Source organism: Citrobacter sp. wls710 (assembly GCF_005281115.1).
GTDB classification, from domain to species: Bacteria; Pseudomonadota; Gammaproteobacteria; order Enterobacterales; family Enterobacteriaceae; genus Citrobacter; species Citrobacter werkmanii.
This window is the reverse complement of the sequence record NZ_SZXD01000011.1, coordinates 299,789-312,535: the sequence shown is the minus strand read 5'-3', so window position 1 is coordinate 312,535 and position 12,747 is coordinate 299,789. Positions and strand designations below refer to the sequence as shown.

At 54.8% G+C, this 12,747-nt stretch carries 14 protein-coding genes; 8 read left to right on the top strand and 6 right to left on the bottom strand.

What is annotated here, in order from left to right; genetic code table 11:
• Positions 1 to 59: 59 nt before the first annotated feature.
• The 3 genes from FDX14_RS05730 to FDX14_RS05720 are packed head-to-tail and all read left to right on the top strand — an operon-like array spanning position 60 to position 1,868.
• Positions 60 to 407 carry a YidH family protein gene (locus FDX14_RS05730; RefSeq protein WP_042311462.1) on the top strand — a complete coding sequence of 116 codons (348 nt, stop codon included), beginning with the start codon at positions 60 to 62 and terminating at the stop codon, positions 405 to 407.
• Complete coding sequence (locus FDX14_RS05725; protein ID WP_042311464.1) at positions 397 to 759, top strand: DUF202 domain-containing protein; 363 nt, start codon at positions 397 to 399, stop codon at positions 757 to 759. The genes FDX14_RS05730 and FDX14_RS05725 overlap by 11 nt, the downstream gene beginning before the upstream one ends.
• A complete protein-coding gene (locus tag FDX14_RS05720) occupies positions 756 to 1,868 on the top strand; it encodes an anaerobic sulfatase maturase (RefSeq protein WP_169742017.1) in 1,113 nt (370 codons plus the stop codon). Before FDX14_RS05725 ends, FDX14_RS05720 begins: the two co-directional genes overlap by 4 nt.
• Positions 1,869 to 1,879: 11 nt before the next feature.
• Here FDX14_RS05720 and dsdA read toward each other — a convergent pair whose 3' ends face one another.
• Both dsdA and dsdX read right to left on the bottom strand, forming a co-directional pair.
• A complete protein-coding gene (gene dsdA / locus FDX14_RS05715; RefSeq protein ID WP_137349168.1) occupies positions 1,880 to 3,202 on the bottom strand; it encodes a D-serine ammonia-lyase in 1,323 nt (440 codons plus the stop codon).
• 17 nt (positions 3,203 to 3,219) lie between these two features.
• Positions 3,220 to 4,557, bottom strand: coding sequence for a D-serine transporter DsdX (dsdX, locus tag FDX14_RS05710; protein ID WP_042311469.1), 1,338 nt, complete (start codon positions 4,555 to 4,557; stop codon positions 3,220 to 3,222).
• Positions 4,558 to 4,785: 228 nt separating this feature from the next.
• On the opposite strand from dsdX, the gene dsdC reads away from it, so the two are divergent.
• Together dsdC and FDX14_RS05700 are read left to right on the top strand one after the other, a co-directional pair.
• Entirely contained in the window at positions 4,786 to 5,712 is a 927-nt protein-coding gene (gene dsdC / locus FDX14_RS05705; RefSeq protein ID WP_137349190.1) for a DNA-binding transcriptional regulator DsdC, read from the top strand.
• A gap of 78 nt (positions 5,713 to 5,790) precedes the next feature.
• On the top strand, positions 5,791 to 6,873 hold the full coding sequence (locus FDX14_RS05700; protein WP_137349189.1) for a cellulase family glycosylhydrolase: 1,083 nt from the start codon (positions 5,791 to 5,793) through the stop codon (positions 6,871 to 6,873).
• Here the strand turns inward: FDX14_RS05700 and emrD are convergent.
• The 3 genes from emrD to tisB all read right to left on the bottom strand — a co-directional run bounded on the left by emrD (position 6,800) and on the right by tisB (position 9,224).
• Positions 6,800 to 7,984, bottom strand: a complete 1,185-nt coding sequence (emrD, locus tag FDX14_RS05695) for a multidrug efflux MFS transporter EmrD (protein ID WP_038635685.1) — start codon at positions 7,982 to 7,984, stop codon at positions 6,800 to 6,802. The two genes, FDX14_RS05700 and emrD, sit on opposite strands and share 74 nt — an antisense overlap.
• A gap of 193 nt (positions 7,985 to 8,177) precedes the next feature.
• Positions 8,178 to 9,011: an EamA family transporter gene (locus FDX14_RS05690; protein ID WP_042311473.1), complete on the bottom strand. Its 834-nt coding sequence runs from the start codon at positions 9,009 to 9,011 to the stop codon at positions 8,178 to 8,180.
• 123 nt (positions 9,012 to 9,134) lie between these two features.
• Complete coding sequence (gene tisB / locus FDX14_RS05685; RefSeq protein WP_003023909.1) at positions 9,135 to 9,224, bottom strand: type I toxin-antitoxin system toxin TisB; 90 nt, start codon at positions 9,222 to 9,224, stop codon at positions 9,135 to 9,137.
• Between the two features lie 522 nt (positions 9,225 to 9,746).
• Between tisB and ivbL the strand changes: the two genes are divergently transcribed.
• The 3 genes from ivbL (at position 9,747) to ilvN (ending at position 11,935) form a co-directional block, all read left to right on the top strand.
• Entirely contained in the window at positions 9,747 to 9,845 is a 99-nt protein-coding gene (gene ivbL, locus FDX14_RS05675; protein WP_003827118.1) for an ilvB operon leader peptide IvbL, read from the top strand.
• 107 nt (positions 9,846 to 9,952) lie between these two features.
• Entirely contained in the window at positions 9,953 to 11,641 is a 1,689-nt protein-coding gene (gene ilvB / locus FDX14_RS05670; RefSeq protein ID WP_042311475.1) for an acetolactate synthase large subunit, read from the top strand.
• A 3-nt stretch (positions 11,642 to 11,644) separates the two neighbouring features.
• Entirely contained in the window at positions 11,645 to 11,935 is a 291-nt protein-coding gene (gene ilvN, locus FDX14_RS05665) for an acetolactate synthase small subunit (protein WP_003023914.1), read from the top strand.
• A 1-nt stretch (position 11,936) separates the two neighbouring features.
• On the opposite strand, the gene FDX14_RS05660 is transcribed toward ilvN, so the two are convergent.
• Complete coding sequence (locus tag FDX14_RS05660) at positions 11,937 to 12,722, bottom strand: DeoR family transcriptional regulator (RefSeq protein ID WP_137349166.1); 786 nt, start codon at positions 12,720 to 12,722, stop codon at positions 11,937 to 11,939.
• Between the last annotated feature and the right edge of the window lie 25 nt (positions 12,723 to 12,747).

The window sequence follows — 12,747 nt, the reverse complement described above, 5'->3', positions numbered from 1 at the left end:
ACTTGTAGGCCGGATAAGGCGCTAGCCGCCATCCGGCAATGACAGCCAGAGGAGTTTAGATGAAGATTTCCCGCCTTGGAGAAGCCCCGGATTATCGCTTCTCGCTGGCAAATGAGCGTACCTTTCTGGCATGGATCCGCACCGCGTTGGGATTTCTGGCGGCGGGCGTGGGGCTCGACCAGCTGGCTCCGGATTTTGCCACTCCGGTCATTCGTGAGCTTTTGGCGCTGTTACTGTGTCTGTTTGCCGGTGGTCTGGCGATTTATGGTTACCTGCGCTGGCTGCGTAATGAGAGGGCAATGCGTCTGAAAGAGGATTTGCCGTATACCCATAGTCTGTTAATCATCAGCCTGATTTTGATGATCGTCGCGGTGATTGTCATGGGACTGGTACTGTATGCCGGATAGCCGTAAGTCGCGACGTATCGCCGACCCGGGGTTACAACCGGAGCGAACATCGCTGGCCTGGTTTCGTACGCTGCTGGGCTATGGCGCGCTAATGGCGCTGGCGCTGAAGCATAACTGGCATCAGGCGGGTTTTCTGTTTTGGGTTTCAATTGTGGTGCTGGCGATGGCGGCTATCGTACTTTGGCGCTATACCCGTAGTCGTACCCTGATGGACGTTACGCATAGTGATTTTTCTGAATCTCGCGCGGTGCGTGACAAATTTATGATCTCCCTCGCGGTGTTATCCCTCGCAATACTGTTTGCTGTAACGCATGTTCGCCAACTTATTGCATTTATCGGGAATTTAGCATGACAGGATGTCAGGTCATGGCCAAGCCGGCCAGCTCTCGTTGTAACCTTGATTGTCGTTACTGTTTTTACATTGATAAACCCACTCAACCCGAAATGGATGATGCCACCTTAGAGACGTTTATTCGCCAGCACATTGCCGCGCAGCCAGGGTCTGAAGTGATGTTCGCCTGGCAGGGCGGGGAGCCAACCCTTTGTGGTATCGACTTTTTTCGCCGCGTAGTGACCTTACAAAAACAGTACGGGCAAGGGAAGCAAATCCATAATGCTTTCCAGACCAACGGGATTTTGCTCAACGACGAATGGTGTCATTTTTTACGCGATAACGGCTGGCTGGTTGGGATTTCCCTGGATGGCCCTGCCGAGTTGCACGATGCGTATCGCGTTAACCGCAGTGGAAAGCCGACTCACCATAAGGTGGTGGACGCCATTGCCAGGCTGCGTGAGCATCAGGTGGAGTTCAATCTGCTGGTGGTGGTTAATTCTCTGAACAGTCAGCGGCCCGGGCAGATGTATCGCTACCTTCGCCAGCTTGGCACGCCGTTTTTGCAGTTCATTCCGCTGGTTGAATATGATGAAAAAGGCGAGCTTACCGCCGAATCCGTCCCGCCGCAGGCGTGGGGAACCTTCCTGAATTCCATCTTTGATATCTGGGTCAGAGAAGATATTGGTCGCGTATTCGTCCAGTTATTTGATTCAACTCTGGGCGTATGGTGCGGGCATCCGTCGCAGATGTGTTCGCTTAGCTCAACCTGCGGACATGCGTTTGCCCTGGAGGCGAATGGGGATCTGTATCAATGCGATCACTATGTCTACCCTGATTTTCGTCTGGGAAATATTCATCACACGTCGCTGAGTGAGTTCAACGCCAGCCCGCGGGCAGTGGAGTTTGGTCAGTCCAAGAAGACTACGCTGAGTGCGGAATGCCAGGCGTGTTCGCTGTTACGCTTTTGCCATGGCGATTGTCCAAAGCATCGCGACAGCCGTGGAAAGAGTGCGATTTGCAGCGGGTACAGCGCTTTCTTCAACCATACCGCCCCGCATATGCGCGTGATGCGCGATCTGCTTAAGCAGCATCGCTCACCGATGGAACTGATGGCGATGCTGCGTTAAGCTCAGCGGCGTTAGCGCCCTTTGGCTAAATACTGCGCCATTTCGGCTTCTGGTACCATGCCGCCGCCGGTCGCCCACACCAGATGAGTGGCGTTATTGAGCTGGTCCGCGCTGAAGCCGTGCATCTGCTGATAGTCAGCAGCGGCGCAAACGTGCTGCGGACCGGCCATTCCTGCCAGCGCCGAAGGCTCAAGGCGAATCCCTTCTTCCTGCGCCAGCCAGCCCAGCATGTCGTACATCGTCTGATCGTCCAGGGTGTACAGACCGTCGAGCAGACGTTCCATCGCCCGGCCAACAAAGCCGGACGCGCGCCCCACCGCCAGCCCATCAGCTGCCGTCAGGTTGTCGATGCCAATATCCTGCACGGAAATGGTATCGTGCAGCCCGGTATAAATCCCCAGCAGCATGCACGGTGAATGGGTTGGCTCGGCGAAGAAGCAGTGCACGTTATCGCCAAATGCCAGCTTCAGACCAAACGCTACCCCGCCAGGGCCGCCGCCGACGCCGCACGGCAGGTAGACAAACAGCGGATGATCGGCATCCACCACGCGACCCTGCTGCGCGAACTGCGCCTTCAGACGCTGACCAGCCACCGCGTAACCTAAAAACAGCGTGCGGGAGTTTTCATCATCGATAAAGAAGCAGTTCGGATCGGACTCTGCCGCTTTGCGGCCCTGTTCAACCGCCACGCCGTAATCTTCTTCATATTCGACGACCGTCACGCCGTGACTGCGCAGTTTGGCTTTTTTCCATGCGCGCGCGTCGGCAGACATATGCACCGTCACCTTAAAGCCGATGCGGGCGCTCATAATGCCAATCGACATCCCGAGGTTGCCGGTAGAGCCTACTGCGATGCTGTACTGGCTGAAAAACTGTTTAGATTCAGGTGAAAGCAGAATGCTGTAATCATCTTCTGTCGTCAGCATTCCGGCTTCCAGCGCCAGTTTTTCCGCGTGGGTCAGGACTTCATAAATGCCGCCACGCGCTTTAATTGAGCCGGAAATCGGCAGGTGGCTGTCTTTCTTCAGCAGGATTTCGCCGCGGATAGGCTGCCCGTACTCTTTTACCAGCCGTTTTTGCATCGCCGGGATTGCGGCCAGCTCGGATTCGATAATGCCGCCAGTAGCTGCGGTTTCCGGGAATGCCTGCGCCAGATATGGCGCGAAGCGCGTCAGCCGGGCATGGGCATCCTGAACATCGTGTTCGGTCAGGCCAACATAGGGTAAACCTTCCGCAAGAGAGGTGGTGCCAGGGTTAAACCAGGCCGTCTCTTTGAGAGCCACCAGATCTTCCACTAAAGGATACTGGGCGATAAGTGTTTGAATGTTTTCCATAGTCAGTCTCTTCGCGCTTAGATAATAAAGGAAAGCAGGAATGTGCAAGCCAGTGCAATAACGGACGCGATAAATGTCGCGGTCGTATAGTATTTAAACGTCTCATTCAGGGTAGCGCCGCAGTATTGCTTGACCAGCCAGAAGAGGGAATCTGTGACGATCGTGCAGCCAATGGCGCCGGAACCAATCGCAATGGCGATGATCTCCGGGCTAACGTTGGGGTAGAGCGGCAGCATCGGCGCTACGATTGCCGTGGCGCCCATCATCGCGACCGTGGCGGAACCCACTGCAGCATGCAGAATTAATGCCACCAGCCACGCCAGCAGAATCGGGTGCATATGCATGTTTGAAAGGATTAGCGCGAGGGTATCCGCCAGCCCGCTGCTCTTGAGGATAGCGTTGAATGCGCCGCCTGCGCCGATAATCAGCAGAATGTTGGCAATCGAACCAAACCCGTTTTCAGTGTGGGTCAGCAGCGTGCCCATGCCGATGTGCTGACGCAGACCGAGAATGTAGTAGGCCACGAAGACGGCAATAAACATCGCGGTGATCGGGTTACCAATAAACTCCAGCAGCGTATACAGCGTGCTGCCTTTCGCCATGTTCAACTCAGCAACGGTTTTGACCAGCATCAGGCCAATCGGCAACAGGACGGTAAACAGCGTTGCGCCCAGCGACGGCAGCGTACTTTCGTCGCGCACTTTCAGGTCGGAAAATTCAGCCGGCACCGGTTTAAACGGCAGACGGTTACCGAGGAATTTCAGGTACAGCGGCCCGCCGACAAGCGAGGCCATTAAGCCCACCAGTAAACCGTAAACAATTACGCTGCCAATATCTGCGCCCAGCTTATTCGCCACGAACAGGGCGGCCGGATGCGGCGGCACCACACAGTGCACCGCCATCAGCGCCGTACACAGTGGGATTGCCAGCTTCAGCAGTGAAGTATTGGTCTTTTTGGCAATCGAAAAAGCCAGCGGAATCAACAGTACCACGCCGACTTCAACAAACAGCGTGATCCCGCAAATCAGCCCGACCAGCACCATAATGACATCAGCGGAAAGCCAGCGGCAGCGCTGTAGCGTCAGGCCAATGCGTTCTGCCGCGCCGGACACTTCCATCATTTTGCCCAGAATGGTCCCGAGGCCGATAACCGCAGCGAGGAAGCCCAGCGTGCCGCCGATGCCGCTCTCAATGGCATTGACCATATCCAGCGGCCCCATACCCATCATCGTACCCACGAAGAAACTGGCCAGCAGCAGCGCCAGAAACGGGTGGAATTTGAACTTCACGATGGTCAAAACGATTAACACGATGCTTATCAGCAGCGTGCTCACAACCCAGATTTGAGAGTGCATAGCTCACCTTGCCCTGTGATTAACCTGGGGTTATTGGACAAAAATAAGGCAGGGTCTGACAAACGATATAAATCCTCTTTCACATGAGCCAGATTGCATCAAGTGAGTGATTTACGTCTAATTACACGTCATCAATGCGATATGGTTCACTCTGAATCATCTTTGTGCTGATTTTTACAGCGGTTTTTTTTACACTCCGATGCATGATTCAGGATAACAGAGATGAATATGGATCCCCTACGCGAAGTCCGAAACCGACTACTTAACGGCTGGCAGTTGTCGAAGCTGTATACCTTTGAAGTGGCGGCCCGCCATCAGTCGTTTGCGCTGGCGGCGGACGAGCTGTCATTAAGCCCCAGCGCCGTCAGCCATCGGATTAATCAGCTGGAAGAGGAGTTAGGCATTCAGCTGTTTGTCCGCTCGCACCGCAAAGTGGAACTCACCCACGAAGGCAAACGCGTGTTCTGGGCGCTGAAATCGTCGCTGGACACGCTCAACCAGGAAATTCTTGATATCAAGAATCAGGAACTGTCGGGGACGCTCACCGTCTACTCGCGGCCCTCTATCGCCCAGTGCTGGCTGGTTCCGGCGCTCGGCGACTTTACCCGCCGCTACCCCTCCATTTCACTGACCATGCTGACCGGGAACGACAACGTCAATTTACAGCGTGCCGGGGTCGATCTGGCGCTCTATTTTGATGATGCGCCGTCCGCGCAGCTCACGCACCATTTTCTGATGGACGAAGAGATTTTGCCGGTATGCAGCCCGGAATACGCTCGTCGCTATGACCTGATGGGATCACTGCTGAACTTGCCGCACTGTACGCTGCTGCACGACAGGCAGGCATGGAGTAACGATTCTGGAACCGATGAGTGGCACAGCTGGGCGCAGCATTATGCGGCAAATTTGCCGACATCGTCGGGTATTGGTTTCGATCGTTCTGATTTAGCGGTGATTGCGGCGATGAACCATATCGGCGTGGCGATGGGGAGAAAGAGGCTGGTGCAAAAACGTCTCGACAGCGGAGAGCTGGTCGCGCCTTTTGGCGATATGGCGCTGAAATGCCATCAGCATTACTACGTCACCACGCTGCCCGGCAGGCAGTGGCCGAAAATCGAGGCGTTTATTGGTTGGCTTCAGGAGCAGGTTAAATAAGCGGGTCATGCATATTTTTTACGCTTTCTCTCTACACGGAAAGTGAAAAAGCATGCTAAATACGTGATATCACTCCTGATGATTTGCGTAAGGACGAGCGTGTTAAAGTCGATTGTTTCCCTGTTACTCTTCGCCAGCGCCACCGTGTGTGCAGCACCACCAGCGCTGACGGCGGCGTCGTATGCGCAGCAGCTTGGGGTCGGGATGGACGTAGATTGGGCGCGAACCGAGCGTGGCATCCGTGAGTTCGATCCGCTGGTGGTGCGGGATTTCAGGGCGAAAGGCATTTCTCATGTGCGTATCCGCGTGGCGGGAGAACCGACAGAAGCCAGACTAATTCATCTGCGCAAGCTGGTCGAAGCCTGCGAGCAGTATGGCGTAATCCCGATTATTGCTTACCAGGCGGATGAATATAAACAAGACCCCAGCGCCGGTAATGAAAAAGAGGTGGTTAACTGGTGGGTGGCGGTGGCGCATTACTTTGGTCAACGTTCGCCGCTACTGGGTTTTGACCTGATTTATGAACCTGCGGATAAGCTCAACCATAATCAGGCATCGCTCAACCGGGTGTATGACAAAACGATTCGCACCATCCACGCTATTGACCCGCAACGGATGATCTTCATCGCGCCACGACTGCGTGCCGCGCCGGAAGAGCTGCCGAACCTGAAGTTGCCGCCGCAAAGCCAGAATACCGTGCTGGCCGAATGGCATATCTTCCCGTGGGGGCCGCTGAAAAATAACGGCAAATACCCATGGACGTCAGGGACTGCGGCGGAAAAGACGGCTATTCGCGCCCGTATCAATACCGCCATTCGCTGGCAGCAGAAAACCGGTCACGTGAGTTGGGTAGGCGGCTGGTCGCCGGGAGAAACCATTAAAAATGGGCCATCTGCTGCGCAAATGGCCTTCGCCCGTTTTATGGCGTGTGAGCTGAAGAAAGCGAAGATTCCCTATGCTATCAATGCGGATACGCAGTTCTATGATGGCGAGGAGGGAGCCTGGCGTCCGGCACTGGAGCCGTTGCTGACGACGATGATTGCGCCTGAATGTGACAAGCCCGGCGATAAACCGGGCCATCATGCGCTTAAACCGCCTGCCCCTGATGCGACACGCGTGACGCCAGCGGAAGCCAGCACACAAAAATCAGCAGCCCCATAAGGGTCATCAACAGGCCCAGACTGGCTTGTCCGGTCTGCGGCAGCATCGCAGAGAACCATGCCAGCACGCCGGAACCAATGTTTTGTAATCCTCCGACCAGCGCGCCGGCAGTGCCCGCCAGGAACGGGAAAGGCTCCATTGCGCCGCTGGTTGCCAGCGGAAACAACATCCCGGCGCCGAAGAAAAACAGCGCGGCGGGAACCAGCAGCGTCCAGACGTTCATCACGTCGAACAGGCCAGGGATCCACATCATCAAACCGGCGACCAGACAGCAGATAACCGACTGCCACATCAGCGTTGAGAAACGCTTGTTCGGGCGACCGGCGAACCAGGCGCCGAAAAACGCCGCCGGAATAGGCAGAATAAACAGGATACTGACCACCATGCTGCTTAAACCCAGCCTTGCGCCCAATAATACCCCAGAGCAGGCTTCGAAGACCGCAACGCCCGCCAGACCGCCGATCAGCATTAGCACGTAACAGGTGAAAGAGCTGTTGCCAAACAGTGTCTTGTAACTGGCGATAAGCCGTGGACGCGGCGCGCCTGCCGGGCGCGTTTCCGGCATCCAGCGCGCCATGCTAAACGTGACGCCCGCGCACAGAATCAGCAGAAAAATATAGCAAGCGCGCCAGTTCCACACGGTATCCAGCATACCGCCAATCAGCGGTGCCAGCAGCGGACTGACCAGGATCCCCATATTCAGCAAACTGTTGGCGTGACGAAGCTGTGTACCTTCATACAGGTCTCGTGGCAAGGTTCGCGCCATCACACCACCGACGCCCGTCCCCATCCCCTGAATCGCGCTAGCGATAATCAGTACCGTCAGGCTATGGGTGGTAATGGCAACCAGCGTGGCCAGCATAAAAATAGACATCCCGGCGAGGATCACCGGACGGCGGCCAACACGATCGGAAAGTGGGCCGTAAAACAGTTGTGACAGGCCGTAGGTCAGCAGATAGGCGGCCATCACGCTCTGCACTGCCCCTTCGCGAACGTTCAGTTCACGCGCCATATCAGCAATCGCGGGGATATAAATGGTTTGTGCCATCTGTCCAACCGCCACCAGTAATACCAACATCAACAACAAATTGACGCTTCTATGCCTTTTCATTTCGCTGATAACTTTTAAAAAAGTGAAAAAAGAAGAATAAGGTGCTGCACTTTCCCGTAAATGCGCGTGGAATCTACCACAACAGAAAAAGAAGGCCAGATAGTAGGCTGGAATGTTTAAGCGATGAACGGCAGGAAATGTAAACAAAAAACGGCAACAAATGTTGCCGGATTGCATCAGGTCGACCAACAAATCATGACAAGCGTAGCAAAACCGCGCCTATGGCAATACCTGCGGCCGCGACAAGACGCACTCCGGCAACCTTTTCTTTCAGCAACAGCCAGGCGAGCAGCGCGCCAAATAGGATGGAAGTTTCACGCAGCGCAGCGACCACCGCCAACGGTGCCTGGGTCATGGCCCACAGCGCCAGTCCGTAGGAACCCATTGTGCCAATCCCGCCAAGAATGCCTTTCTTCCACTGCTGTACCAGATAGCGTGACGCTTCCCGGCGTCTGGCGATCATCGCCCAGGTGAGCAGGCAAGAACCGTTCAGAAAGAAGGTCCACAGCGTATAACCCAGCGCGGTTTCAGATAAGCGTACCCCGGTGCCGTCGACCAGCGTGTAACCGGCAATAAAGCAGGCGTTAATGAGTGCCAGTACGATCCCGCGTTGCGAGCTGCTGCGCCCGTTAAATGCCATGCCGAGAATAGCCAGGCAGATGGTGGCAATCCCCACCCAGGCAAGCGTAGAGAGACTATCGCCAAGGAACAGGACGCTGATAATCGCAACCAGCAATGGTGCGGTGCCGCGCATCAAAGGGTAGGTCTGACTCATATCCGAAACCTGATAGGTTTTGGCGACAAGAACCGTGTACACCACTTGTAAGGCCGTAGAGACAGCCAAAAACGGCAGGCTGGCGGCAGAAGGTTGAGGCGCAAAGGGTAAGCAGATTAAAGCCATAATCGCAGCTGAGCCGCTGACGCCGATCGCCGAGTACAGTTTATCGTTTCCAGCCTTAACAATGGCATTCCAGCTGGCATGCAGCAGCGCGGCGAACAGCAAAATGCAGAAAACAGAAAGCGTCATGGCGGAATTCTTCCCTGAGAATGTCATAAAAACGTAACATATTGACGCGTGACAAGCACCTGGGAAAAGGTGAAAGGGGAGCGGAGTGTTACCCGCTCCCCTTAGGTGCGACTTGAATCTGAATTACTTAACGTATTTCAGAACGGCATCAAGTAGTTGCAGTGCTGCAACAATGAGTTTGAGGATAAGAATAGCGATATCCACGAGGCTCATACGCTCTCCTTTTGGTACAAGGAGCACGGTGCTGGCGTACCTCGCCGCTGCCTGTTGCCAGCACCTTTGTTGACATAACACAGTGTGCTCGCACGGGGGTTAAGGCGCTGACGGCACCACCCGTTTCAGCCAGGACTTTGATGCGCCGGTTTACGATGCGGCCCCCGCATAACACATTGCGTACTGAAATATTATAGATAAATACTGTATAAATTAACAGTATTTTGTGGACGTAACGTCAACATTAGGCCATACTCAATATCATCAAAATTCGTGCCGAAATTGCGTGTTCTTCGCGGAGCGCGTATACTTTTCTCGTTGACATAACACAGTGTGCTCGGCGGCTACCAACCGCACAACGCTGAAAAGAACCTCGCTCCGGCGGGGTTTTTTGTTTTTCAACACCGTATAGTGAAATGTGATCGTTGACGCATTTTTGTGCAGATGAAAATTTTTCCATTGTCACGCTGAAAAACCTGTGTTTGTATAAATCCAGTTAATCAACAAACAGACAGGTCCCTAATGAACCCTTCCATGCTGACTGCGACCCTACTAAAAACTGCGCCATCTCGCGCAGCGGTCGTCGTGCGTGTGGTGGTGGTCGTCGGCAATGCGCCGTAGGGTCCGGATCAACACACGATTCCAAAACCCCGCCGGCGCAAACCGGGCGGGGTTTTTCGTTTAAGAGACCTGCCCGGAGCAAAGGCCCAGAATAAAAGGACTGGAGCATGGCAAGTTCGGGCATAACATCCAAGCGTACGCGTTTTACGGGCGCAGAATTCATCGTTCATTTCCTGGAACGTCAGGGAATCCAGGTAGTCACCGGTATCCCTGGCGGATCGATCCTTCCCGTCTATGACGCGTTAAGCCAAAGCACGAAAATCCGTCATATCCTGGCTCGCCACGAGCAGGGTGCGGGGTTTATCGCGCAAGGCATGGCGCGAACCGATGGTAAACCCGCCGTGTGTATGGCTTGTAGCGGGCCGGGCGCCACCAACCTGGTGACCGCGATTGCCGATGCTCGTCTGGATTCCATCCCGCTGGTGTGTATCACCGGGCAGGTTCCGGCCTCGATGATCGGTACCGATGCCTTCCAGGAAGTCGATACCTACGGTATTTCTATCCCCATCACCAAACACAACTATCTGGTCCGCCATATCAATGAATTACCTCAGGTCATGAGCGATGCGTTCCGCATTGCGCAGTCCGGACGTCCAGGCCCGGTGTGGATAGACATTCCTAAGGATATTCAAACCGCCGTATTTGAAATTGAAGAGATGCCGGAACCCGCGCAGAAAATGGCGGCGCCGGCGTTCAGTCAGGACAGCATTCGCGATGCCGCAGCCATGATTAACGCCGCACAGCGTCCGGTACTGTACCTCGGCGGCGGCGTGATTAACGCGCCCGCACGCGTGCGTGAACTGGCCGAAAAAGCCATGCTGCCTACCACCATGACCTTGATGGCGCTGGGTATGCTGCCAAAGGCGCATCCGCTGTCGTTAGGCATGCTGGGTATGCACGGCGCGCGCAGCACCAACTTTATTCTGCAAGAAGCTGATTTACTGATTGTTCTGGGCGCACGTTTTGATGACCGGGCGATTGGTAAAACCGAACAGTTCTGCCCGAACGCCAAAATCATCCACGTGGATATCGACCGTGCGGAGCTGGGTAAAATCAAACAGCCGCATGTAGCGATTCAGGCGGATGTCGATGAGGTTCTGGCGCAACTGATCCCATTGGTTGAGGCCCAGCCGCGAGAGGCATGGCATCAGATGGTGGCCGATTTACAACGTGAGTTTCCTTGCGCCATTCCGCAGGAAAGCGACCCGCTCAGTCACTATGGGCTGATCAATGCGGTGGCGGCATGCGTGGATGACAGCGCCATTATCACCACCGATGTCGGGCAGCATCAGATGTGGGCGGCGCAGGCCTACCCGCTTAACCGTCCGCGTCAGTGGCTGACCTCTGGCGGTCTTGGTACCATGGGATTTGGTCTGCCGGCGGCCATTGGCGCGGCGCTGGCGAACCCGGATAAAAAAGTGCTGTGCTTCTCCGGCGACGGTAGCCTGATGATGAATATTCAGGAAATGGCGACAGCCAGCGAAAATCAGCTGGATATTAAAATCATCCTGATGAATAACGAAGCGTTGGGTCTGGTATATCAGCAGCAGAGCCTGTTCTATAAGCAGGGTGTTTTTGCTGCGACCTATCCGGGGATGATTAACTTTATGCAGATCGCAGCTGGTTTTGGTCTGGAAACTTGTGATTTGAATAACGAAGCAGACCCACAGGCAGCGTTGCAGGAAATGATTAATCGGCCTGGACCTGCGCTGATCCACGTGCGTATCGACGCCGAAGAAAAAGTGTACCCGATGGTGCCGCCGGGTGCGGCAAACACTGAAATGGTGGGGGAATAAGCCATGCAACAGCAGACTCATGACAACGTAATCCTGGAACTCACCGTGCGCAACCATCCGGGCGTAATGACCCACGTCTGCGGGCTGTTTGCCCGCCGCGCGTTCAACGTGGAAGGCATTCTCTGTCTACCGATTCAGGACAGCGATAAGAGCCGCATCTGGCTACTGGTCAACGACGATCAGCGTCTGGAGCAGATGATAAGCCAGATCGACAAACTGGAAGATGTGGTGAAAGTCGCCCGCAACCAATCCGACCCGTCGATGTTTAACAAAATCACCGTCTTCTTTGAGTGAGTTAGTTGCCGTCTGAATCCGGGGTGATCACTTTGACAGAGCCGTTCCGGCAGTGGGTTGCGTAATCTGCCGGTAACGGACGGTCGCTTATCAGTACGTCAAAGGTGGAGAGTGGACCAATGCTGGCGGGGGCGACCTCATCGAACAGGGCGTGGCGCGTCAGCAGAATTTTGCGTAATCCGCGTTCCATCGCTTTGCGTTTTGTGGCCAGATCGTCCGGATTGAACCAGCTAACGCCGAAATGCTCATGGACTCCGCTGGCGGAGATAAAGACTTTTCGTGGGTTGAGTGCATCCAGCGGGGAGGGATTGCTGGTGTCGTAAAAGGCGTCACTTTTCGCCCGGTAGGTCCCCCCGCAAAGAATCGCTGTGGCGTTGGGCTTTTCGTTTAGCGCTACGAACACCCGGTGCGAGTAGCAAATCCCGGTAAAGGAAATATCGTCCGGGATCATGCTGACCACCAACGGCATTTCCGCACCATTATCAAAAAAGACCAGATCATTTTCACTTACCAGTCCCGCAGCCAGAATGGCAACCGGTAAATCATCGCGGTGATACTGCTTTTGCGCGGGGAGTGGCGTGTTAACGATGGCAGCAGGTTTGTTCACCATCACAATGTAACCACCGAGCAGCGTGAGTGGTAACGGCTCGTCATCCTGACTGAGATCCCGACGAATAGTCATCACGGAAACTTCCAGCATTCGTGCCGCCTCTTTCAGATGGATTCGGTCGGTCTTCTTCAACAATTCCATCAGACGTCGAATACGTTCTTTTTGCTTAGTTTCCATGTGCTTCTCCACGAATCATGTTTCC

Coding starts and splice junctions, on each gene's coding strand:
- FDX14_RS05730 (WP_042311462.1), top strand. CDS start 60: ATGAAGATTTCCCGCCTTGGAGAAGCCCCGGATTATCGCTTCTCGCTG.
- FDX14_RS05690 (WP_042311473.1), bottom strand. CDS start 9,011: ATGACGCTTTCTGTTTTCTGCATTTTGCTGTTCGCCGCGCTGCTGCAT.
- FDX14_RS05660 (WP_137349166.1), bottom strand. CDS start 12,722: ATGGAAACTAAGCAAAAAGAACGTATTCGACGTCTGATGGAATTGTTG.
- ilvB (WP_042311475.1), top strand. CDS start 9,953: ATGGCAAGTTCGGGCATAACATCCAAGCGTACGCGTTTTACGGGCGCA.
- FDX14_RS05725 (WP_042311464.1), top strand. CDS start 397: ATGCCGGATAGCCGTAAGTCGCGACGTATCGCCGACCCGGGGTTACAA.
- ilvN (WP_003023914.1), top strand. CDS start 11,645: ATGCAACAGCAGACTCATGACAACGTAATCCTGGAACTCACCGTGCGC.
- dsdX (WP_042311469.1), bottom strand. CDS start 4,557: ATGCACTCTCAAATCTGGGTTGTGAGCACGCTGCTGATAAGCATCGTG.
- FDX14_RS05720 (WP_169742017.1), top strand. CDS start 756: ATGACAGGATGTCAGGTCATGGCCAAGCCGGCCAGCTCTCGTTGTAAC.
- dsdA (WP_137349168.1), bottom strand. CDS start 3,202: ATGGAAAACATTCAAACACTTATCGCCCAGTATCCTTTAGTGGAAGAT.
- dsdC (WP_137349190.1), top strand. CDS start 4,786: ATGGATCCCCTACGCGAAGTCCGAAACCGACTACTTAACGGCTGGCAG.
- FDX14_RS05700 (WP_137349189.1), top strand. CDS start 5,791: ATGATTTGCGTAAGGACGAGCGTGTTAAAGTCGATTGTTTCCCTGTTA.
- tisB (WP_003023909.1), bottom strand. CDS start 9,224: ATGAGCCTCGTGGATATCGCTATTCTTATCCTCAAACTCATTGTTGCA.
- ivbL (WP_003827118.1), top strand. CDS start 9,747: ATGAACCCTTCCATGCTGACTGCGACCCTACTAAAAACTGCGCCATCT.
- emrD (WP_038635685.1), bottom strand. CDS start 7,984: ATGAAAAGGCATAGAAGCGTCAATTTGTTGTTGATGTTGGTATTACTG.